We start from the raw sequence: 20,671 nt of genomic DNA, 5'->3' as shown, positions 1-20,671 counted from the left end.
CTTTTTTCGACAGAAGCGACGATTTAAAGTTTGTAAAGACGTGTAACTCGATTAGAATACCGCCACCTAGCCTAATTTGCTTTTGACTTATGTCTGAATTTAATTCATCTCCTGATCAAAAACCGCAACTGGATTTGGTCTATGGTCTGAATGACCGTCCTAAACCATTTATTGCTTTTCTTGCTGCCTTCCAACACTTATTGGCCATTATTGTCCCGATTGTGACACCAGGTCTGTTGATCTGTCTGGCCTTGGGTGTTTCCAAAGAAGACACCAACATGATTTTATCGATGTCTTTGGTGATTTCGGGGATTGCAACTTTCCTGCAAGCTAAAAAAGTAGGTCCTTTTGGTGCCGGACTGTTAATTGTTCAGGGCACCAGCTTTAACTTTATTGGCCCAATCATCGGGATTGGTTCTGCAATGGTCGCAGCAGGTACACCAGTTGAGTCGGTTATGGCTGCTATTTTTGGTGTGGTGATTGCCGGTTCATTTATCGAGATGGGTGTTTCACAAATTCTGCCATGGGTTAAAAAACTGATTACCCCGCTGGTGACCGGGATTGTGGTCCTGCTGATTGGTTTAACCTTAATTAAAGAAGGTTTAATCAGTATGGGCGGTGGCTATCAGGCCATGTCGGACAAGACTTTCGCCAATGCCGATAACCTGATCATGTCTTGTACCGTTTTAGCGTTAATCATTATCCTGAACCGGATTAATGTGACCTGGATTAAAAGCTCCGCCATCCTGATTGCCCTGATCGTGGGTTATATTGTGGCTGGTTTTATGGGTCATCTGGACTTCTCTGGTCTGCAGGAAGCGCCACTGGTACAAGTGCCAACTCCAATGCACTTTGGTCTGGAATTCTCCTGGAGCCTGTTCATTCCAATGGCCTTTATTTACCTGGTCACGTCTTTAGAAGCGATTGGTGACATCACTGCAACCTCAAAACTGTCGAACCAGCCTGTGGATGGTCCAAAATGGATGGAGCGCATTAAAGGTGGCGTACTGGTCAATGGTGCCAATTCATTCCTGGCCGGTATCTTTAACACCTTCCCAAGCTCGGTATTTGCACAAAACAATGGTGTGATTCAGTTAACCGGTGTGGCTAGCCGTTATGTGGGGATCTGGATTGCCGCGATGCTGGTGATTTTAGGTTTATTACCAGCCGTTGCTGGCGTGATTCAGGCTGTGCCTCAAGCCGTTCTGGGTGGTGCAGTGATGGTCATGTTTGGTGCGGTAGCCGCATCGGGAATTAACATTTTATCGGGTATTCATCTGGACCGTCGCGCCCTGCTGATCATTGCCATTTCTCTGGCACTGGGTTTAGGCGTTGCACAAGTGCCACAAATTCTGGAGCATCTGCCAGAATTATTCCGTAATATCTTTAGCTCAGGTGTTGCGACCGGCGGTATTGCAGCACTGATTCTGAATATTGTATTACCTGAAACCAAGAAGTAATTTCATGTCCAGAAAACACTGTCTGAGCCGGACTTGGACAGTGTTTTTCTATTGGAGAGCGACTCATGGATGCTAAAAGCGAAGTGCTATTACGACAATATGATTATTTATCAGGTCGTGTGTTACTGATCAATGCGCCTACAGACCAGCTGTTCGCTGAATTCGGTGAATCGGTCCAGCCTTTTTTCTGGACATGGAATTTTAACGATTACCACTATTTCCAGAACCAGACTGCCCCCGTTCATTTTGGTGCCGACTTTCCAGAAGGCGAATTTGATCAGGCGGTTATTTTTGTGCCGAAATCCAAAGAACTGCTGAATTATGTGCTGCACAATGTTGCCGCCCATCTGCAAACCGGCAGCAGTGTTTTTCTGGTCGGTGAGAAAAAAGGCGGCGTCGAACGTGCGGCCAAACAGCTACAGCCTTATGGTAAAGCCTTAAAACTCGACAGTGCCCGTCATTGCCAACTCTGGCAATTAACACTAGACTGCAGCGTCGAGAAAAAAGCACTGGCCGACTGGGCGCAGCGTTATACTGTTGCGACGCCGAAAGGCGATCTACAGATTTGTGCCCTGCCAGGTGTGTTCAGCCAGAACCGGCTTGATATCGGTACAGCGGTCTTCCTGCCTTATTTAAGCCAGGTGCCATCGGGTAAAATTGCCGATTTTGGTTGTGGCGCCGGCATTATCAGTGCCTATCTGGCCAAGCTGAATCCAGATAACCGTATCTTCGCGCTGGATGTAGATGCTTTTGCACTCGCTTCAACCCAAATGACTTTTGAGCACAACCAGCTCAATCCGCAGCAGCTTGAAATTAAAGCCGTCAGTGGCATTGAAGATGCGCCGCTGTTTTTACATGCCATTGTCAGCAATCCGCCTTTTCATCAGGGGATTCAGACCGACTATGATGCCAGCGAAAAACTGTGCAAAACTGCGCGCCGCCACCTGAAATCGGGTGGTGAACTGTGGATTGTGGCCAACCGCTTTTTAAATTATCCCCTGTTGATTGAACAGAGTTTTGGCCAGTGTACGGTCAAGGCAGATCAACAAGGTTTTAAAGTGCTGTTCGCGAGCACTCAAAAAAATGTTAAGGAAGTATGATGAGCGAAACTCAACACAGCCGACAGCTGCAGCGTAAGCTCGGTGCTCGCCACTTAAATATGATCGCCATTGGCGGATCGATCGGGACCGGTTTATTCCTGGCCTCCGGTGCGACCATTGCCAATGCCGGTCCGGGTGGTGCATTACTGGCCTATGCCCTGATTGGCGTCATGATCTATTTCTTGATGACCAGCTTGGGCGAATTGGCGACCCACAATCCGACCTCAGGTGCATTCTTTACCTATGGCAGCAAATATGTTGAAGGTGGTTTTGGTTTCGCGCTAGGCTGGAACTACTGGTATAACTGGGCCATTACCGTGGCATTTGAACTGGTTGCGGTACAGTTCATCATGAAGTTCTGGTTCCCGGATATTCCCGGTTTCTACTGGAGTGCCCTGTTCCTGACCGTGGTGTTTGCGATTAATGCCCTGACAGTCAAAGGCTTTGGTGAGTCCGAGTTCTTCTTCTCTTTAGTCAAAGTGCTTGCGATTATCATCTTTATTATTATTGGTCTGGTCATGATCGCCAAGATCATGATGACCCCGGATGTTGCAACTTTTGGTAACTGGAGCAAAGGTGAAGCACCCTTTGTCGGTGGTTTATCAGCCCTGATTGGTGTGGCGATGATTGCCGGTTTCTCCTTCCAGGGCACAGAAATGGTCGGCGTGGCTGCAGGTGAATCCAAAGATCCGCAGAAAACCATTCCGATTGCAATCAAACAGATTTTCTGGCGTATCCTGTTGTTCTATATCGTGTGTATTTTCATTATCGGCACCCTGATTGCCTATGATGATCCACGATTACTGCAGGCCGCTGCAACAGATGATGTGGCACTGTCACCGTTTACCTTACTGTATGAACAGGCCGGTTTTGCCTTTGCAGCCAGCGTCATGAATGCAGTCATTCTAACGGCGATCCTGTCTGCGGGTAACTCAGGCATGTATTCATCTACGCGTATGCTGTTTGATATGGCACGTAAAGGCAGTGCACCAAAAGCCTTTGCCCGCCTTGATCCACGTGGCGTACCGATGAATGCGCTGTATGCCACTACAGCCATTGCTGCATTATGTTTCTTGACCACCTTTATTGGTGAAGAACAGGTCTTTAACTGGCTACTAAATATGTCAGGCATGTGTGGCTTTATTGTCTGGCTGGGTATTGCGGTTTCTCATTATCGTTTCCGCAAAGGCTATCTTGCTCAGGGCTATAAACTTGAAGATCTGGCGTATCGTGCCAAGTTCTTCCCGTTCGCACCATGGTTTGCCTTCACTTTATGTGCGATTGTCGTCTTGGGTCAGAACTATCAGGCGGTACTTGATGGTGAGTGGCTGGCTGTGCTTTCCACCTATATCGGGATTTTATTGTTCCTGGCCATCTGGTTAGGCTATAAATGGAAATACAAAACCAAGCTGATTCCTTATCAGCAGATGGATGTCCAGCCGATGAAGATCGACCGTGAATAATTGATTCAGCTTTCTTTAAAAGCACTCAACAAAAAAGCAGTCCAAGTGACTGCTTTTTTTATGATCTCGATAAATGTGGCTTAGCTATAACGCATCACAAAATTTCGGTCATCAATCACAATGGCCTGACGGCAAATGCCCTCTGCCTGACGCTGCTGCTCGAAAACCTGTGCTGGCATTGCATCAAAGCTGTCAAAGAAACAGACCTCTTCTGCATCCATCGAATAGATTAAGGAATGATTCCCCACGCCTTCTAGTGTGTCATAGAACACTATCACAAAGCGGCCCTGCTCAACACATGTCTGCAAAGCGCTATAGCTGAGTGCCGGCTGTAGCGGAATCTGTAATTGCTGCGCTTCCTGATAACACAGCACTTCCGTCGGGTGCTGGTGCGGATCAGGATCAGTATGAAAACTCACCTCAAGCCCGAGCTTTTTCAACCCCACTGCTAGCGCAATTCCGAAAGTGCCATCTTCGTTATTATGTCGGCACAGCTGGACCAGATCGGCAATTTCCAGATCAATCCCATAGTGCTGAAAAATCTTCCAAATAGCAAAAATACCACCATTGGCTTCAAGTTGAAGGAGTTGATCCGGAATTTCTGTGCTCATAATCCATCTTACCCAGACTGCGGGATTTTTAAGGCAATAAAATTCCATTATAAAAAAAAACGACTCCGAAGAGTCGTTTTTTCTAAGGTCTACTCAAATTATTGAGCAGCTGCTTCTGGTTGTACAGTAACTGTACGGCTACCAGTGATTGTCGCGAATACACGACGGTTCATAGCACGACCTTCTTTGGTGTTGTTGTCAGCAATCGGTTGATCCCAAGCGAAACCTTGAGTTGACAGACGAGCTGGGTCAACGTTGTATTCGTTTACAAGTGAAGATTTCACAGAGTTCGCACGAGCTAAAGATAAACGCTCGTTCAGTGCACGTGGACCAGTGTTGTCTGTGTGACCTTCGATACGCGCTGTTGCGTTTGGATACTCAACCAGTTTCTCAGCAACTTTAGCGATTTCTGGCTTGTATTGATCTTTGATGTTTGATTTGTTGGTATCAAAGAATACGCGAAGTTCCATGTTCAGGTCTTCAGTCAACTCTTGTGGAGCTGGTTGAACTGGAGCAACTGGCTCAACTGGAGCAACTTCTACTACTGGAGCAGCTGGTTTCAAACGGCCGCCAAGAACAACGTTCAGACCTGCTAAAGCAGTGTAGTTCCAGAATTTTTCGTCAAAGTGGTAAGTACCACGTGCTTCAGTACGCAGCGCTAATGCATCGTTTAAGTGCCAGAATGCACCCACACCAGCATTACCTAAAGTACCTTCTTCTTTAAAGCCACGACCTACACGGCCTAATTCAGCTTCTGTAGCACCATCAAACTCATACTTGTAGTGACCAGCACCTAATAATACGTATGGCTTAACTTTGCTGTCATAGTTTTTAGTGAATACGTCTGAAGTCGCGTAGAAGTTACCCGCGATGTTTTGACCTTTGTATTCAGCACCAGCCAAATCAGTCATATCGCCTTTAACTTGGCTATATTCAGCTTCGAAACCTAACCAAGGAGTAAGTTCAACACCAAGTGCAGCACCTACAAATAAATCATCTTCCATTTGACCAGAAGTAGTTAACTCACCTTCATCACCACCATTGTTGTGCTGAGTGTCTTGGAAAGTGTAACCCAGCATTAATGGAGTAACAGTTACGCCTGCGTTTGCAGCTGCTAAAGGCGCAGCTACGAGCATTGCCAATGCAATACGACTCATTTTCATGGATTTATCCTCCAGAGATAACAAATTGTTGTTCAAGCTCAAGCCTAAAGTTTTGGCTATCCTGAGATAGGCTTTTTTTACCCCAGTTTTCTTTTTAAGCTAGTCACTTTGAATCATACAAACACTTTATTCTTTTTCCAAGTGCTTGATAATTTTAATCAAGTAAATTATTGACAAAATTACTTACAATTTCCGTTGTAATTCGGTAAATTTTTACTCAATTTTTTGTTGTGGATAGCTTATTGTCACTTCCACTTTATTTTAGCAGCTTTATAGAAAGATGCGTAAAAATAATGACAACCTAGAAAAATATTACAAAACAATATTTTGTATTACAGAAACATAATAAAAATATAAAAATTATAGGTCTACTTAGTATGTACCCGATCAAATCTCACACTTCAGGCTTTAGTCTGTTTGAACTCATTGTGGTGCTTGCGATCATTGGCATCATTAGTGCGATTGCTTTGCCCCATTTTCAGCAATACTTAGCCCAGCAAGAAGCCAAGCGTATCCGTTATTTACTGCAATATAGTATTAACCTGGCCAAATCCCAAGCCCTCACCTATCGCGCCAATATTGTAATTTGTCCGAGTGCCGATCTGCAGCAATGTCAGAATAATCAATGGAACAATGGCTTTATTATTTTTATCGATCATAACCGCAACCGAAGCCTCGATGCAGGTGAATCTATTGTCTTAACTGAAAAGACCCGCCTGAAATACGGTAACCTGGAATGGAAAGGCGCCCTGTCTCTGCCCAGTCTCAGATTTAACGCCCAGCAGGGTTTACCTTTAGGCTCTAATGGCAGTTTTTATTATTGTTCAGGTTTTACCCCCAATCAGCGTATTTTCCTCAGTAATCGTGGTTTTCTACGCATAGAATTTCCCAATAGCTGCTAAAACTTATGCGTCTAAAGATGTATGAAAATTACGCTTTATTCTGTGGATTTTTCCCCTATACTGCTAGGGCTTAAGCTCAAAATAAATATTGAATTGATTAGAAACAGATTGGAGATACAACGATGACGGATATCGTAATTGTTAATGGTGCACGGACAGCAATGGGTGGTTTTCAGGGTAGTCTTGCCAGTTTAACCGCACCCGACTTAGGTGCAGCCACCATTCAAGCCGCTATTTCTCGTGCTGGCTTACAACCGACCGATATCGAAGAAGTCATTATGGGCTGTGTTTTACCGGCCGGCTTAAAACAGGGTCCTGCACGTCAAGCCATGCGTAAGGCAGGCTTACCGGATTCAACCGGTGCTGTAACCATTAACAAACTGTGTGGTTCAGGCATGAAAGCGGTCATGCAAGCCGCAGATATGATTAAAGCCGGTTCAGCAACTTACGTGGTTGCAGGTGGTATGGAATCAATGACCAATGCGCCGTACATTCTGCCAAAAGCACGCGGCGGTTTCCGTATGGGCCATGGCGAAGTCAAAGACCATATGTTCCTAGATGGCCTTGAAGATGCAGAAACCGGCCGTTTAATGGGTTCTTTTGCACAGGACATGGCCAATACCAAAGGTTATACCCGCGAGCAAATGGATGACTTTGCCATTCGTTCATTAAAACGTGCACAAACTGCAGTGAATGAAGGTTATTTTACCGATGAAATCGTGCCTGTAACGGTGTCTACCCGTAAAGGCGATGTCGTGGTCGATAAAGATGAACAACCATTCAACGCCAATATTGAAAAAATTCCAACACTACGCCCAGCGTTTGCTAAAGATGGCACCATTACTGCGGCCAATGCCAGCTCTATTTCGGATGGTGCATCTGCACTTGTATTAACCTCAGCAGACAACGCTGCAGCAAAAGGTTTACAACCGCTAGCCAAGCTGATTGCCTATGCTTCGAATTCACAGCATCCATCTGAATTTACCATTGCGCCAGTCGGTGCAATTCAAAAAGTTCTGGATAAAACCGGCTGGACGGTTGCAGATGTGGACCTGTGGGAAATCAATGAAGCTTTTGCCATGGTGACCATGTGTCCAATGGACGAGTTCAAACTGGACCCAGAAAAAGTCAACATCAATGGCGGTGCCTGTGCACTTGGTCACCCAGTCGGTTCGACCGGTTCACGTATTATTTTAACCCTGATTCATGCCCTGAAACGTACCGGCGGCAAGCGTGGTATCGCAGCCCTGTGTATCGGTGGTGGTGAAGCAACTGCAGTGGCGATTGAGTTAATTTAATCTTTTAAACCCCTCTTTACCTTGCACTTCGTTAAAAGCAATACTTTTAATTTGTTCAGGGTTTGGGGAGATTTAATTCAGTCAATCCTCCCCTAACCCCTCCTTTATTAAAGGAGGGGGATTTTAAAAGACAAAAATAAAAAGCCTTCACTTGGAGGCTTTTTATCATCACAATTAAAGTAACCGTTTAAATTTTAATACTTAAAGAATTTCTTTACGCAGTTGTTCCGGTGACTTCATCGACAATAAACCTGGTGCAACATCAAATGCGGTTTTCGCACCGTACTGACCCATCTGGTTCATGCGGTAACACGCACGTGCATAAGCCACCAGTACGCTTGCCGTAAACTCAGGATTACTCTCCAGTTTTAAAGAGAATTCCATGACTTGATTATGGGCATCGCTGGTATTGCCACTACGAATCACGAATCCACCATGTGGCATACGATTGTGTTCATTGCGAAGAGTTTCTTCATCAATGAAGTTTACCGTTGTATTGTAGTCCGCAAAATAGTCCGGCATGGTCACAATGGCCTGTTCAACCTTGGCTGCGTCTGCACCCCCTTCAAGTACCACATAGCACTCACGCGTATGCTTATCTCGGGTGCTTAACTCTGGACGTGAACCACTACGCACCTTGTCCATCGCATCGGTGGAGGGAATGGTATATTGCACACCCGCTTTCACACCCTCAACACGACGAATCGCATCTGAGTGACCTTGACTCAAACCTTTACCCCAGAAGGTATAGGTTTCACCGTCTGGAAGTAATGCTTCACCGAACAAACGATTGATGGAGAACATACCCGGGTCCCAGCCAATCGAAATCATGGCTGTTTTCTTGTTCGCAAGTGCTGGCGCATTTACAGCATCAAAGAACTCTGGAATACGTGCGTGTGTATCAAAGCTGTCGACAGTATTAAATTTACTTGCTAATTCAGGGGTCTGTTTAGGCAAATCATCTTTCGATCCACCACATAAAATCAGTACATCAATCTGATTCTGGAAGTCAACCAATGCATCCATATGAAAAACTTTGGTTTCAGTAAAGCAGGGTGAAACAGTTTCAGGCGCACGGCGAGTAAAAATACCCACAAGCTGTAAATCTGGATTCTTTTGAATGGCAGTTTCCACACCACGCCCTAAATTGCCATAACCAGCAATACCAATACGAATAGAATGTTGCATACAGACAAGTCACTTTAAGCTAATAGTTAAACTTTTCCAAATCAGATTCATAAAACGAAGATGATTGGGTGCTTCTTCTGTGGATTCAAGCCATGATTCAGCCTGCTCACAGAATGCACCATATTGTGCCACAATGTTGTATTTGCACCAAATTAAAGCAAAGTCAGTCGCGATGCTGATCTAAATCTATCGCATAAAAACAAAAAAACCTCCTGACGGAGGTTTTTCGCAACGGGTGAAATTAAGCACCCGTTTGATAACGTGCCTGAGCCACGGCCGTCGAAGCCTGATAAGGATGGGTAAAATCACCCAGACCGGCTGCCGCTTCCTGAATATCTTTACCTTCTTTAATCACGAAGGTATCGAAACCGGAACGCTTCATATAGTTCAGTACGTCTTTAAATACATCACCTGTTGCACGAAGCTCACCTTCAAAACCCTGACGGCGAAGCAGTGCAGCAAATGAATAACCACGACCATCATTAAAGCCAGCAAACTCAATAAAAATGGCATCGAGTTGATCTAACGGAAACTCATTGGTTTCAGGCGAAGCATCTACGGTTAAGTACAATGCTTTTTTACCTGAAACATTAGCAAGTTGATCGAGCTGCTCAACCGTTAAAACCACATCACCTTGTGGTAACACGCCATCTTCACCAATAATTTGGTAAGTATTGTCTGCAATCGTGCCATCTTTAGAGAGCACTTGTAGTGCGGTATTAAGCATATGCACGCTCCTTAAATGGTTGAATGCCAACACGACGGTAAGTATCAATAAACTCTTCACCTTCCTGACGCAGGTCAAGATAAGTATTTAAAATTTCTTCCACCACATCTGGCACTTTTTCCGCAGCAAATGATGGCCCTAAGATGTCACCGATTGAGGCGTCATGATCAGCATTACCACCCAGGGTAATCTGGTAGAATTCCGCGCCTTTTTTATCAACACCTAAAATCCCGATGTTGCCGACATGGTGATGACCACAAGCATTCATACAACCGGAAATGTTCAGATCCAGTTTACCCAGGTTGTAAATGGTATCGAGATCATCAAAACGGCGTGAAATCGCTTCAGAAATTGGAATTGATTTGGCATTGGCCAGCGAGCAGAAATCACCACCTGGACAGCAAATAATATCAGTCAAGAAACCAATGTGCGCACGCGCTAGGTTGTGTTGATCCAGGGTTTGCCATAAGGCAAACAGGTCTTTTTGTGGTACATCTACCAGCGCAATATTCTGCTCGTGTGTAGTACGTAATTCACCGAAAGTGTACTGATCAGCCAGGTCAGCGATCAGGTTCATTTCTTCCGTGGTGACATCACCCGGGGCAATACCGGCACGTTTCAGTGAAATGGTGACAATACGGTAGCCTTTCACTTTGTGTGCATTGGTATTGATGTTAAACCATTGCTTGAACTTCGGATATTGTGCAAACAGCGCGGTGAAGTCCTCATCTGCATAGTCCTGATAATCGAATGGCGTAAAGTTCTCATCCATTTTTTTCAGGGTGTCTGCATCGACTTTTAAGGTTTTCACCGTATGTGCAAATTCAGCTTCAACTTTCTCGGCAAATACTTCTGGCGTGAGTGCTTTTACCAGAATCTTGATACGTGCTTTATATTTGTTATCACGACGGCCGTGCAGGTTATAGACACGCAGCACTGCTTCCAAGTAAGCAATTAAGTCTTCACGTGGCAGCCATTCTTTAATCACTGCACCGATGATTGGGGTACGACCCAAACCACCGCCAACCATGATTTTATAGCCCATTTCGCCGGCTGCATTGCGTACAATATACACACCAATATCATGGAAAGCAGTTGCCGCACGGTCAATTTCTTCAAGTGCAGATACCGCAATCTTGAATTTACGTGGCAAGAAGGCAAATTCTGGATGGAAAGTCGACCATTGACGGATCAGCTCACAGGTCGGACGCGGATCGGCAATTTCACCAGCGACCACACCGGCATACTGGTCCGTAGTGGTATTCCGGATACAGTTACCTGAGGTTTGAATCGCGTGCATCTGAACTGTGGCCAGTTCAGCCAGCATATCTGGCACGTTTTCTAGTGCAGGCCAGTTAAACTGAATATTTTGACGTGTTGAAACGTGGGCATAACCACGGTCATAGGCCTTGGCCAAGGCAGCGACTTTACGCAGCTGGGTCGAGCTCATTAAACCATAAGGCACGGCAATACGTAACATTGGCGCATAGCGCTGTACATATAAACCATTTTGGAGACGAAGTGGACGATATTCATCTTCTGTCAATTTGCCCGCTAAATAACGTTCCGTCTGGTCACGGAACTGCGCAACACGTTCATTAATCAGTTGCTGATCGAAATCAGTATATAAATACATGGCGTACAGCTAGTAGTTTCATTATAACGACCGACAGGATAGCGACATTTTATCTATCAACAAAATGCGTTTTTTACATATTTCATAGCGATTTTATTGATAAGTCAGCTGGACTTGCGCTGTAAGCAAGCCTTTGCAGCCATTCATTATTATTTTCTGGATCTTTCATTATTTTTTGCGTTATTTAGCATTTTTTTTCATAAGATGTTTATCCTCACTTTTGGGGCTGGATAAACATCTTATATTGGCTGATAAACCTCTTTTATAGACCGGCGCGTTACCAGTTCCCCTGCCCCAAACCTTGGCCACGGAAATCATAACGAGCTTTGGAGCGCGAGAATTTAATCGGGCAGGCCAACTGCGCTTCAGTGTCTGGGCTGTCCTGTTCCAGTGGCACTTGAACCACCCATTCGCGTTGCTGGGCCAGTGGTGAATGCAGTGCTTCTTCTAAATACAGCACCGGTTCGACACAAACATCCTGCTCGGCAAATATTTGCTGCCATTCTACCCAGCTTTTGGATTGAATTTTATTGCCAATGGCCTGTTTCACCGCCTGCCGGTCGTCTGAATCAAAAGAACTTCCTTTTTCCACAATTAGTGGCAACTCCAGGACCGCGGCCAGACCTTGCATAAATTGTGGCTCCAAACCACCGATCGAAAGATAGCGGCCATCTGAGGTACGATAATAGTCATAAAAAATCGCGCCATTTAAATGGCCAGCTTCGGGACGCTGCTGTTCCTGTCCGGCCAGGCTGGCTGCCGCAGCCATATTGTTTAAGGCCGCCACACAGTCAGTCATGGAAATATCAATATATTGTCCCTGTCCGCTGCTTTGCCGTTCAATGACGGCGGCCAATATACCGACCAGCGCATGTAGTGAGCCACCTGCAACATCAGCAATCTGAATGCCCATTGGCGGTGGCCCGGACTGTGCCCGGCCACTATGCCCGGCAATACCGGAAAGCGCTAAATAATTGATATCATGTCCAGCCTTGGCCTGATAAGGACCGCTTTGTCCATAGCCGGTAATGGAACAATAAATCAGTCCGGGATGAGTTTCTGCCAATGTGGCATAATCCAGCCCCAAACGCTGCATTACCCCGGGGCGAAACTGCTCAACCACAATATCGTAATCTTTAATTTTGGCTTTAATTTGTGCAATGCTGTCCGGGTCTTTTAAATCCAGCGTCACCGACTGTTTATTACGGTTCAGATAACTGTGCGAAGTCGCCTGGCCATTGGCATAGGGCGGAAATAGCCGGACCAAATCGGGACGGTTCGGTGATTCAATATGCACCACTTCTGCGCCTAAATCGGCCAGATAAAGCGTGGCAAATGGTCCGGGTAACAAGGTGGAAAAATCTAAAACTTTGAGTCCGTTTAAAGCGTATGACATTGGAGTTTTTACTCTATTTGTGTTGATTTTTTCATCATCTTAGAAATATAAAAGCATAAACACAATGTCATGTTCAGCCATTTACCTTGATCATTTCGGCAATTTAATATGTAAAAATGGCAAAACAACTCAAGTAAATTGCCAAAAACTTTATTTTTAATGTCATTTAGGTTAAACATACGTGATTACCAAAGACAAAGAGTCAGAAGGCTTTAATATGAGCCGCGATACCATCAGTATCCACTTCGTAAATGCGGCTCTAACCGGTGTCAAACGCCTTGGCATGGACGTCGAGACCTTATTATCACACGTGGGTATTGAGGCCGAGCTGTTACGCCAGCCCAAAGCGCGAATCTCGCCAGAACAATATACCCGTTTTATTAAAATGCTGTGGATGGTGACTCAGGACGAGCACATCGGCTTTGATGTTCAAGGCCGCCGCTTAGGTACTTTTGCCATCATGTGCCAGCTGATTATCCACGCCAAAACTCTGGGTGATGCCTTAGAACTATCCTCCCAGTTCTATAAACTGTTTGGCGATGAATGGTCGGTGACGCTGGAACGTGACAAACACGAAGCCCGCCTGGTGCCGTTAATTCCTAAAAGCATGGACCCGGACCACTTTATTACTGAAAGTATGCTGATGATCTGGCATGGTCTGGCATCATGGTTAATTGAACGCCGTCTGCCGCTGGAACGTGTTCACTTTGGTTATGAGCGCCCTGCCCATGCCGATGAATATGATGCGCTGTTCTTCGCCCCGGTGATGCAGTTTGATATGCCGCGTACCGAAATTACCTTTGCGGCCGACTATCTGGACTTGCCAATTCGCCAGAATGAAGAAACCCTGGAAGAATTCCTGAAAGCGGCACCGGCACAGTTATTAGTGAAATTCAAAAATACCAACTCTTTAACTTCACGAATTCGTGATGTCCTGAAGAGCCAGATTGGCGAAGAAATGCCAACCTTGAATGATGTTGCCTCAATGCTGTATCTGTCGCCGCAAACCCTGCGCCGCCGTCTGGCAGCCGAAGGTAAAAGCTATCAGGGCGTCAAAGATGCCTTACGTCGTGATGCCGCGATTCACCTGTTGCTGAATCCGGAACTGACGCTAGAAGATGTAGCGCAACAGGTCGGCTTTAGTGAAACCAGTACCTTCCACCGTGCCTTTAAAAAATGGACTGGAGTGACACCAGGGCTATATCGCCAGTTACACGGTTATCACTAAACATTTTTTAGACAACGTCTTTTCAGGTTTGATCTTCCTCTCCGCCCTCACCGCCAAGTGAGGGCTTTTTTTATTGGCGAAAAGCATCATCTGACCTCGCCCGTTCTCGTCATTGCACTTCATCAATTAATCATTACACTCAAAAAGCATAACAATTTAAAACTCATCAAAGGGATAGCACATGAGCGAGGCTTATATTATTGATGCCATTCGCACACCACGCGGAAAAGGAAAAAAAGATGGTTCACTCTATGAAGTGAAACCGATCAGTCTGGTCACCACCCTGTTGCGTGAATTAAAACAGCGCCATCAGCTGGATACTGCCCAGGTCGATGATATTGTGCTGGGCTGCGTCACACCGGTCGGTGATCAGGGTGCCGATATTGCCAAAACAGCAGCGATTGCTGCCGGCTGGAACAATGATGTGGCAGGTGTGCAGATCAACCGTTTCTGTGCCTCCGGTCTAGAAGCCGTGAACTTGGCCGCGCAAAAAGTCCGCTCTGGCTGGGAAGATCTGGTCGTCGCCGGTGGAGTGGAGTCAATGTCCCGCGTACCAATGGGTTCAGATGGCGGCCCGTGGGCGCTGGACCCGGAAACCAACATGGCCTCGGAATTTGTCCCGCAAGGCATTGGTGCCGATTTAATTGCCAGCATTGATGGCTATAGCCGCGCCGATGTCGATGCCTTTGCCGAGCAGTCACAAAAGAAAGCCGCGGCTGCGCAGGCCAATGGTCATTTTGAGCGTTCAATTGTGCCGGTCAAGGACAAAGCCGGTGTTGTAATTCTAGCCAAAGATGAATTTATTAAGCCGAATACCACCGCGGAAGGCCTGGCCAAACTCAATCCAAGTTTTGAAATGATGGGACAGATGGGTTTTGATGCCATCGCCCTGCAAAAATATCCTGAAGTCGAGAAAATTCAGCATGTGCATCATGCTGGTAACTCCTCCGGTATTGTCGATGGTGCCGCGCTGGTGTTACTGGCCTCGGAAAAAGCCGTGCAAGAACAGGGTTTGAAACCACGCGCCAAAGTGCTGGCCACAGCACTGGTTGGTGCTGATCCGACCATTATGCTGACCGGGCCTGCGCCGGCAGCCCGTAAAGCTCTGGCCAAAGCTGGCTTAAGCATTGAGGACATTGACCTGTTTGAAGTCAATGAAGCTTTTGCGGCGGTGGTGATGCGGTTTATTAACGAGATGCAGGTCGATCCGGCCAAAGTCAATGTCAACGGCGGTGCAATTGCCATGGGTCATCCACTCGGGGCCACCGGTGCCATGATTTTAGGCACCCTGCTGGATGAGCTGGAACGTCAGGGCAAAAAACGTGGTCTGGCCACCTTATGTGTCGGTGGCGGTATGGGTATTGCCACCATTATTGAACTGGTTTAAGGAGGAGCCGCATGAGCGCTATTCAATTCGAAAAAAACGCCGACAATATTGTAATCTTAACGCTAGACTCGCCAAACCAGTCCGCCAACACCATGAATGCAGATTTCCGTGCCGCTTTGGCGGAAACCGTGGAAAAACTCAAAGCCGATGAACAGATTGCCGGAATTATCTTCTGTTCGGCCAAAAAAACCTTCTTTGCCGGCGGTGATCTCGATGAACTGATTCAGGCCCAGCCGGAACAGGCCAGCGATTTTTTCCAGATGGTGGAAGGCATGAAAGCCCAGCTGCGTTATATCGAAACACGTGGTATTCCGGTGGTGGCTGCCTTAAATGGCACAGCACTCGGCGGTGGCTGGGAACTGGCGCTAGGCTGCCATCACCGCATTGCTTTAAATGATCCGAAAACCAGATTCGGTTTACCGGAAGTGACTTTAGGTTTGCTGCCAGGTGGTGGCGGCATCGTGCGGATGGTACGCCTGCTCGGCCTGCAAACTGCTTTTCCATTTTTAATCGAAGGCAAACAGTTTGGGGTAGAAAAAGCTCTGTCTTTGGGCTTGATCCATGACACGGCCGACTCAGCAGATGAAATGCTGCAAAAAGCCATCGACTGGATTCAGGCACATCCGAAATCACAGCAACCGTTTGATGTAAAAGGCTATAAAATTCCGGGTGGTGATCCGAAACATCCGGCTGTGGCGCAGATGCTGGCGATTGCTCCGGCGATTTTACGTGACAAGACCAAAGGCTGTTATCCGGCACCGGAAGCGATTATGTCGGCTGCGGTCGAAGGCGCGCAGGTCGATGTCGATACCGCACTGACCATTGAATCACGTTATTTTACCTATCTGGCGACTGGTCAGGTCTCTAAAAATATGATTGGCACCTTCTGGCACGGCCTGAATGCCATTAAATCCGGCGCCAGCCGCCCACAGGATATTCCGCAGTGGCAGGCGAAAAAAGTCGGTATTTTAGGTGCCGGGATGATGGGTGCCGGAATCGCCTATGCCGCAGCCATTAAAGGCATTGCAGTCATCCTAAAAGATGTTGCTATAGAAAATGCCGAAAAAGGCAAAGCCTACAGCCAAAAACTGCTGGATAAAAAAGTTGCTCAAGGGCGGATGACTGCGGAAAAACGCGACCAGATTCTGGCGCGCATTACCCCAACCGCCTCAGCGGCAGATCTGGCTAGCTGCGACCTGATCATTGAAGCGGTGTTTGAAAATCAGCAATTAAAAGCACAGGTGACCCAGGAAGCCGAAGGCTATCTGACTGCCGATGGCGTGATGGCCTCCAATACCTCGACCCTGCCCATTAGCGGTCTGGCGCAAGCCGCGAAAGATCAAAGCCGTTTTATTGGCCTGCATTTCTTTAGTCCGGTCGATAAGATGCAACTGGTTGAAATTATTAAAGGCCAGAACACCAATCGTGAAACCGTGGCCAAGGCCTATGACTTTGTCCAGCAGATTGGCAAGACGCCAATTGTGGTCAATGACAGTCGTGGTTTCTTTACCAGCCGTGTGTTTGGCACCTTTGTGCAGGAAGGTCTGCGTATGCTGGCAGAGGGCATCCATCCGGCCAAAATTGAAATGGCCGCGCTCAAAGCCGGGATGCCTGTTGGACCGCTGGCGATTCAGGATGAAGTCTCGCTGACCTTATCCGAGCATGTCGCGGCAGAAACCCGCAAAGCCTTGCAGGCGGAAGGCAAAGAACGCCCACGCTCAGGTGCAGATGAAGTCATTGAAACCATGATCCATCAGTTTAACCGTAAAGGTAAAGCAGCCGGCGCCGGGTTCTATGACTATCCTGAAGGTGGCAAAAAATCGCTCTGGGAAGGCCTCAGTTACTGGAAAAAAGAGCAGACTGTCGATGAGCAGGAACTGATTGACCGCTTCCTGTTTGTCCAATCGCTGGATACTTTGCGCTGTCTGGAAGAAGGCGTGCTGGAATCGGTGGTAGATGGCAATGTCGGCTCGATTTTCGGGATTGGGTTTGCTCCGTGGACCGGTGGTGCCCTGCAGTTCCTGAATCAATATGGCCTAAAAGATGCGCTAAACCGAGCACAAGCTTTGGAACAGCGTTATGGTGAGCGTTTTGCCCCGCCGCAGTTATTAAAAGACAAAGTCGCGCAAGGCGAACAAATTTAAACCCATCCAGCTTGGTAGCATTCAAGAGGCCTTTAGGGCCTCTTGTCTGTTCTGGCGACAGTATTGAGCCGCGCCTCGGCGCAAGGAAAGCATTTTCTTGGCTTGGACTTTGAAATAATTATGTTATAAAGTTTCAACAGATTCAGTTTTCTTTTTATCCAATTGGGCAGTTTGTTATGACCGACCACTCTTCTCCAGAAAAATCTCCTTGGGGTTGGAAAGCACTTATTATTTTCTCGGTTTTAGGTGCGTTATTTCTTGGCCTATTCTATCTTGCCGTGAGCAATGAACCGGACTATATGCCAAGCCAGCAGAATAAACACAACACCCAGCAACATGCGTTTAAAAATGCGCCTGCCATGTCTGAAGAGGCTTTGGCCAAAGCTCAGGCTGACCGCGAAGCGCGTGAAGCTCGTGCGGCGGCCAGCGCAGAACAGCATCAGATGACCGAAGCGGAACACGCTGCCATGGATGAAAGCCATGAGCAAGCACCTGCACATGGGCACTAATTAAATACCATTTGAAAATAGACTCTACTCTTAGGGTCTATTTTTCAAACTTGGGTGCTAGATCAAAATATAGTGGTAAATGATCACTCAAACTTAGCCAAGGTGTTTGATCTCCCACCTGCATGCTAGCTTGATCTATTTTCCAAAATTGCTCAGAAGCAAACATATAATCAATATGATATGCCTTCGCTAAATTTCGCTGTAAAAAGAATGTTGCTTGACTTTCCTGCCCTTGTTTCTCATTAGAAATGTGATGGTAAAGACTCTTTATTTTTAGATCATTAAATATACGTATGACATCGGAGTGATTCCACCACCGATCCCAAACATCCCACTGTGAGTTGCTGTTAAAATCTCCACCAATAATGAGCGGAATATTTTGCATTTTTAGTTGATGTAACTGTAAATATTTCCAAATTTGACCAATATATGCAAAAGTTGGAGAGTTTGCATGTTTTGCCCATACAGCAAGGAGCGTAAAGGATTGATTAACTTGAATAGGTAAAAATAGTTCTAGTTTGTTGTCTTGCCAATCTAATACTTCTAGTGATAAAGCATCTTTTGTAAAAACACCTATGCCTTTATTCTTATTATTTCCTTTCCAAACAAAATTAAAAAAATATTGTCGATAAATTTTCTTTGCCTGTTCCGTATGCTCACATTCCTGAATAATATAAATATCGGCATCAAATTGAAGAATAGGCTCAATTTTATTTCTAAAAGCACCATTACAATTCCATGTCACAATCTTCATTGTATTCAACTTTCAAACACTAAACGCATGTCTACATGCGCAATACCACAATCTAAATACGATTCACCCTCCACCTGAAAACCCAAGCTTTGATAAAACGGAATCGCGTGTTCCTGCGCAGACAACTTGACCCACGGACGTTGCTGCTGCTTTGCCATCTGAATAATATGCTGCATTAGAACACGTCCCACACCTAAACCACGCTGTGACTTCAGTACCGCGACCCGCCCAATACTGTGATTTTCCAATAAGCGTGCTGTTGCAATCGCCTGCTTTGCTATATAAACCACAAAATGCAAGGCAACTGCATCCTGTGCATCCCATTCATCTTCCGGGGCAATTGCCTGCTCCTGAATAAAAACCGCTTCACGAATTACTTTGGCATCGGCCTGCAAGTCCTGCCAGCTGCCGGCATGAATACTGATCTGGCTCATTGTTTTATCCTTAACATTTACGTCCGATATCCTGCTGGTCCCACTGATCATTCAGCAAGAGCTCCAGCGAATGTTTCTGAATGCCATAGAGTTCTTTTAAGGCCTGAATCTGGGCCAGCACCGCCGCATCTGGCGCAGTATAGTCTTTGCGTTTGGTGGCCAGAATCATCTTGTTTTTGCTGGTATGTTCCAGTGACACAAACTCAAACACCTTGGTTTCATAGCCATAGGCTTTCAGCAATAAGGCCCGGATGGTATCGGTGAGCATTTCCGCCTGCTGTCCGGCATGAATTCCAAAGTGCAGCATCGGTTGCAACACTTTCGGTGCCTGTAACTGCGGACGCAATTCTTTATGGCAACACGGCGCACACATAATCATTTGTGCATTCAGGCGAATGCCGGTGTGAATGGCAAAGTCGGTGGCGACATCACAGGCATGCAAGGCAATCATCACATCCAGCTGTTCCGGTGCATAGGTACGAACATCGCCCTGGAAAAAGTCCAGTTGCTGAAAGCCAGAATCTTGCGCCACCTGCTGGCAGAACGCGACCATTTTCGGATTCAGTTCCACACCGGTCACATACGGCATCTGCTGATGCTTGGCCAGATAGTCATACAGGGCAAAAGTTAAATAGCCTTTGCCAGAACCAAAATCGACAATATGCAAGGGCTGATCTTGAGTGTTGAGCTGCTCCACCGCCCCGGAGAAAATTTCCACAAATTTATTAATCTGTTTCCATTTTCGCGCCATGCTCGGAATGATCTGGCCGTGCTGATCGGTAATGCTTAAATGCTGCAAAAATGGGCTGTCCTGTTCGACATAACGCTGTTTACTGCGGTCATGACCTTGTGTGACAGTTGCCGGTGCGGCCTCAGCTTTTTTCTTGTTCACCATCAGCATGGCTTTTTTCTTGTTCTTTTTCAGCTGCAGGTCTTCATCCAGGGTCAATAAATTGGCCTGTTTGCAGCAGCCTAGCAGTGCGCTGACCTGAGCCACTGCCTCAGTGAGCGGATAGTTTTTGGTGACATCCTGGGTTTTATATCGGTACACACAGTTCAGTACAGCTTCATTTTGCAAAGAAATGACCCGGAAGGTCATTTTTTCCCAGCTGTTCAAGTTCACCTTTGTACTGACTCAGAATTAAACGCTCAAAACGCTGTGTTTCAATGGCTTGCTGAAACGCATCTAGAAATTGTTGTTCCGGATTGGGAGAAGTCGCCAATTGAGACATGAGTAAAACCTGAAATGAATTGCAGCTAAAGTGTAAAGC

The 20,671-nt window shown here is 46.4% G+C and carries 17 protein-coding genes and 1 pseudogene; 9 read left to right on the top strand and 9 right to left on the bottom strand.

The window, feature by feature from the left end; all coding sequences use genetic code 11:
- Window positions 1-89 precede the first annotated feature (89 nt).
- The 3 genes from FTT63_RS07820 (at window position 90) to FTT63_RS07810 (ending at window position 4,023) form a co-directional block, all read left to right on the top strand.
- Window positions 90-1,460, top strand: a complete 1,371-nt coding sequence (locus FTT63_RS07820) for a uracil-xanthine permease family protein (RefSeq protein ID WP_016659820.1) — start codon at window positions 90-92, stop codon at window positions 1,458-1,460.
- Window positions 1,461-1,525: 65 nt separating this feature from the next.
- Complete coding sequence (locus tag FTT63_RS07815) at window positions 1,526-2,560, top strand: class I SAM-dependent methyltransferase (protein WP_016659819.1); 1,035 nt, start codon at window positions 1,526-1,528, stop codon at window positions 2,558-2,560.
- Entirely contained in the window at window positions 2,560-4,023 is a 1,464-nt protein-coding gene (locus FTT63_RS07810; protein WP_075175150.1) for an amino acid permease, read from the top strand. The genes FTT63_RS07815 and FTT63_RS07810 overlap by 1 nt, the downstream gene beginning before the upstream one ends.
- An 80-nt stretch (window positions 4,024-4,103) precedes the next feature.
- Here FTT63_RS07810 and FTT63_RS07805 read toward each other — a convergent pair whose 3' ends face one another.
- Window positions 4,104-4,634, bottom strand: a complete 531-nt coding sequence (locus FTT63_RS07805) for a hypothetical protein (RefSeq protein ID WP_034597369.1) — start codon at window positions 4,632-4,634, stop codon at window positions 4,104-4,106.
- 98 nt (window positions 4,635-4,732) lie between these two features.
- On the bottom strand, window positions 4,733-5,797 hold the full coding sequence (gene omp38, locus FTT63_RS07800; RefSeq protein WP_016659817.1) for an outer membrane protein Omp38: 1,065 nt from the start codon (window positions 5,795-5,797) through the stop codon (window positions 4,733-4,735).
- Window positions 5,798-6,174: 377 nt separating this feature from the next.
- On the opposite strand from omp38, the gene FTT63_RS07795 reads away from it, so the two are divergent.
- Together FTT63_RS07795 and FTT63_RS07790 are read left to right on the top strand one after the other, a co-directional pair.
- Window positions 6,175-6,699, top strand: a complete 525-nt coding sequence (locus FTT63_RS07795) for a GspH/FimT family protein (protein ID WP_180192150.1) — start codon at window positions 6,175-6,177, stop codon at window positions 6,697-6,699.
- A 122-nt stretch (window positions 6,700-6,821) separates the two neighbouring features.
- Window positions 6,822-7,997, top strand: coding sequence for an acetyl-CoA C-acyltransferase (locus FTT63_RS07790; RefSeq protein WP_005175806.1), 1,176 nt, complete (start codon window positions 6,822-6,824; stop codon window positions 7,995-7,997).
- 201 nt (window positions 7,998-8,198) lie between these two features.
- On the opposite strand, the gene FTT63_RS07785 is transcribed toward FTT63_RS07790, so the two are convergent.
- From FTT63_RS07785 to FTT63_RS07770, 4 genes are all read right to left on the bottom strand, one after another.
- Window positions 8,199-9,185, bottom strand: a complete 987-nt coding sequence (locus tag FTT63_RS07785) for a diaminopimelate dehydrogenase (RefSeq protein WP_005175800.1) — start codon at window positions 9,183-9,185, stop codon at window positions 8,199-8,201.
- A gap of 241 nt (window positions 9,186-9,426) precedes the next feature.
- Entirely contained in the window at window positions 9,427-9,912 is a 486-nt protein-coding gene (locus FTT63_RS07780; RefSeq protein ID WP_005175797.1) for a DUF934 domain-containing protein, read from the bottom strand.
- Window positions 9,905-11,548, bottom strand: a complete 1,644-nt coding sequence (locus FTT63_RS07775; protein ID WP_016659814.1) for a nitrite/sulfite reductase — start codon at window positions 11,546-11,548, stop codon at window positions 9,905-9,907. The genes FTT63_RS07780 and FTT63_RS07775 overlap by 8 nt, the downstream gene beginning before the upstream one ends.
- A 277-nt stretch (window positions 11,549-11,825) precedes the next feature.
- Window positions 11,826-12,944 carry a CaiB/BaiF CoA-transferase family protein gene (locus tag FTT63_RS07770; RefSeq protein ID WP_127800343.1) on the bottom strand — a complete coding sequence of 373 codons (1,119 nt, stop codon included), beginning with the start codon at window positions 12,942-12,944 and terminating at the stop codon, window positions 11,826-11,828.
- Window positions 12,945-13,161: 217 nt separating this feature from the next.
- On the opposite strand from FTT63_RS07770, the gene FTT63_RS07765 reads away from it, so the two are divergent.
- The 4 genes from FTT63_RS07765 (at window position 13,162) to FTT63_RS07750 (ending at window position 18,212) form a co-directional block, all read left to right on the top strand.
- Entirely contained in the window at window positions 13,162-14,172 is a 1,011-nt protein-coding gene (locus tag FTT63_RS07765; RefSeq protein WP_034597576.1) for an AraC family transcriptional regulator, read from the top strand.
- A gap of 181 nt (window positions 14,173-14,353) precedes the next feature.
- Window positions 14,354-15,559 (top strand): acetyl-CoA C-acetyltransferase, encoded by a 1,206-nt coding sequence (locus tag FTT63_RS07760; protein WP_127800341.1) that lies wholly within the window; start codon window positions 14,354-14,356, stop codon window positions 15,557-15,559.
- Between the two features lie 11 nt (window positions 15,560-15,570).
- Window positions 15,571-17,703 carry a 3-hydroxyacyl-CoA dehydrogenase NAD-binding domain-containing protein gene (locus FTT63_RS07755; protein WP_180192149.1) on the top strand — a complete coding sequence of 711 codons (2,133 nt, stop codon included), beginning with the start codon at window positions 15,571-15,573 and terminating at the stop codon, window positions 17,701-17,703.
- A gap of 176 nt (window positions 17,704-17,879) precedes the next feature.
- The gene (locus FTT63_RS07750; RefSeq protein WP_016659810.1) at window positions 17,880-18,212 is read left to right on the top strand and encodes a hypothetical protein; all 333 of its coding nucleotides are present in this window, start codon (window positions 17,880-17,882) and stop codon (window positions 18,210-18,212) included.
- A 37-nt stretch (window positions 18,213-18,249) separates the two neighbouring features.
- Here the strand turns inward: FTT63_RS07750 and FTT63_RS07745 are convergent, their stop codons facing one another.
- The 3 genes and pseudogenes from FTT63_RS07745 to FTT63_RS07735 all read right to left on the bottom strand — a co-directional run bounded on the left by FTT63_RS07745 (window position 18,250) and on the right by FTT63_RS07735 (window position 20,632).
- The gene (locus tag FTT63_RS07745; protein ID WP_180192148.1) at window positions 18,250-18,966 is read right to left on the bottom strand and encodes an endonuclease/exonuclease/phosphatase family protein; all 717 of its coding nucleotides are present in this window, start codon (window positions 18,964-18,966) and stop codon (window positions 18,250-18,252) included.
- A 5-nt stretch (window positions 18,967-18,971) separates the two neighbouring features.
- Complete coding sequence (locus tag FTT63_RS07740) at window positions 18,972-19,400, bottom strand: GNAT family N-acetyltransferase (protein ID WP_104501057.1); 429 nt, start codon at window positions 19,398-19,400, stop codon at window positions 18,972-18,974.
- 10 nt (window positions 19,401-19,410) lie between these two features.
- Window positions 19,411-20,632, bottom strand: a pseudogene (locus tag FTT63_RS07735) (methyltransferase).
- Window positions 20,633-20,671 lie beyond the last annotated feature (39 nt).

It is taken from the genome of Acinetobacter sp. C15, assembly GCF_013420645.1.
In the GTDB taxonomy this organism is placed as follows: Bacteria; Pseudomonadota; Gammaproteobacteria; order Pseudomonadales; family Moraxellaceae; genus Acinetobacter; species Acinetobacter indicus.
The sequence above is the reverse complement of the archived record's forward strand: the minus strand, read 5'-3'. Positions and strand labels throughout refer to the sequence as shown.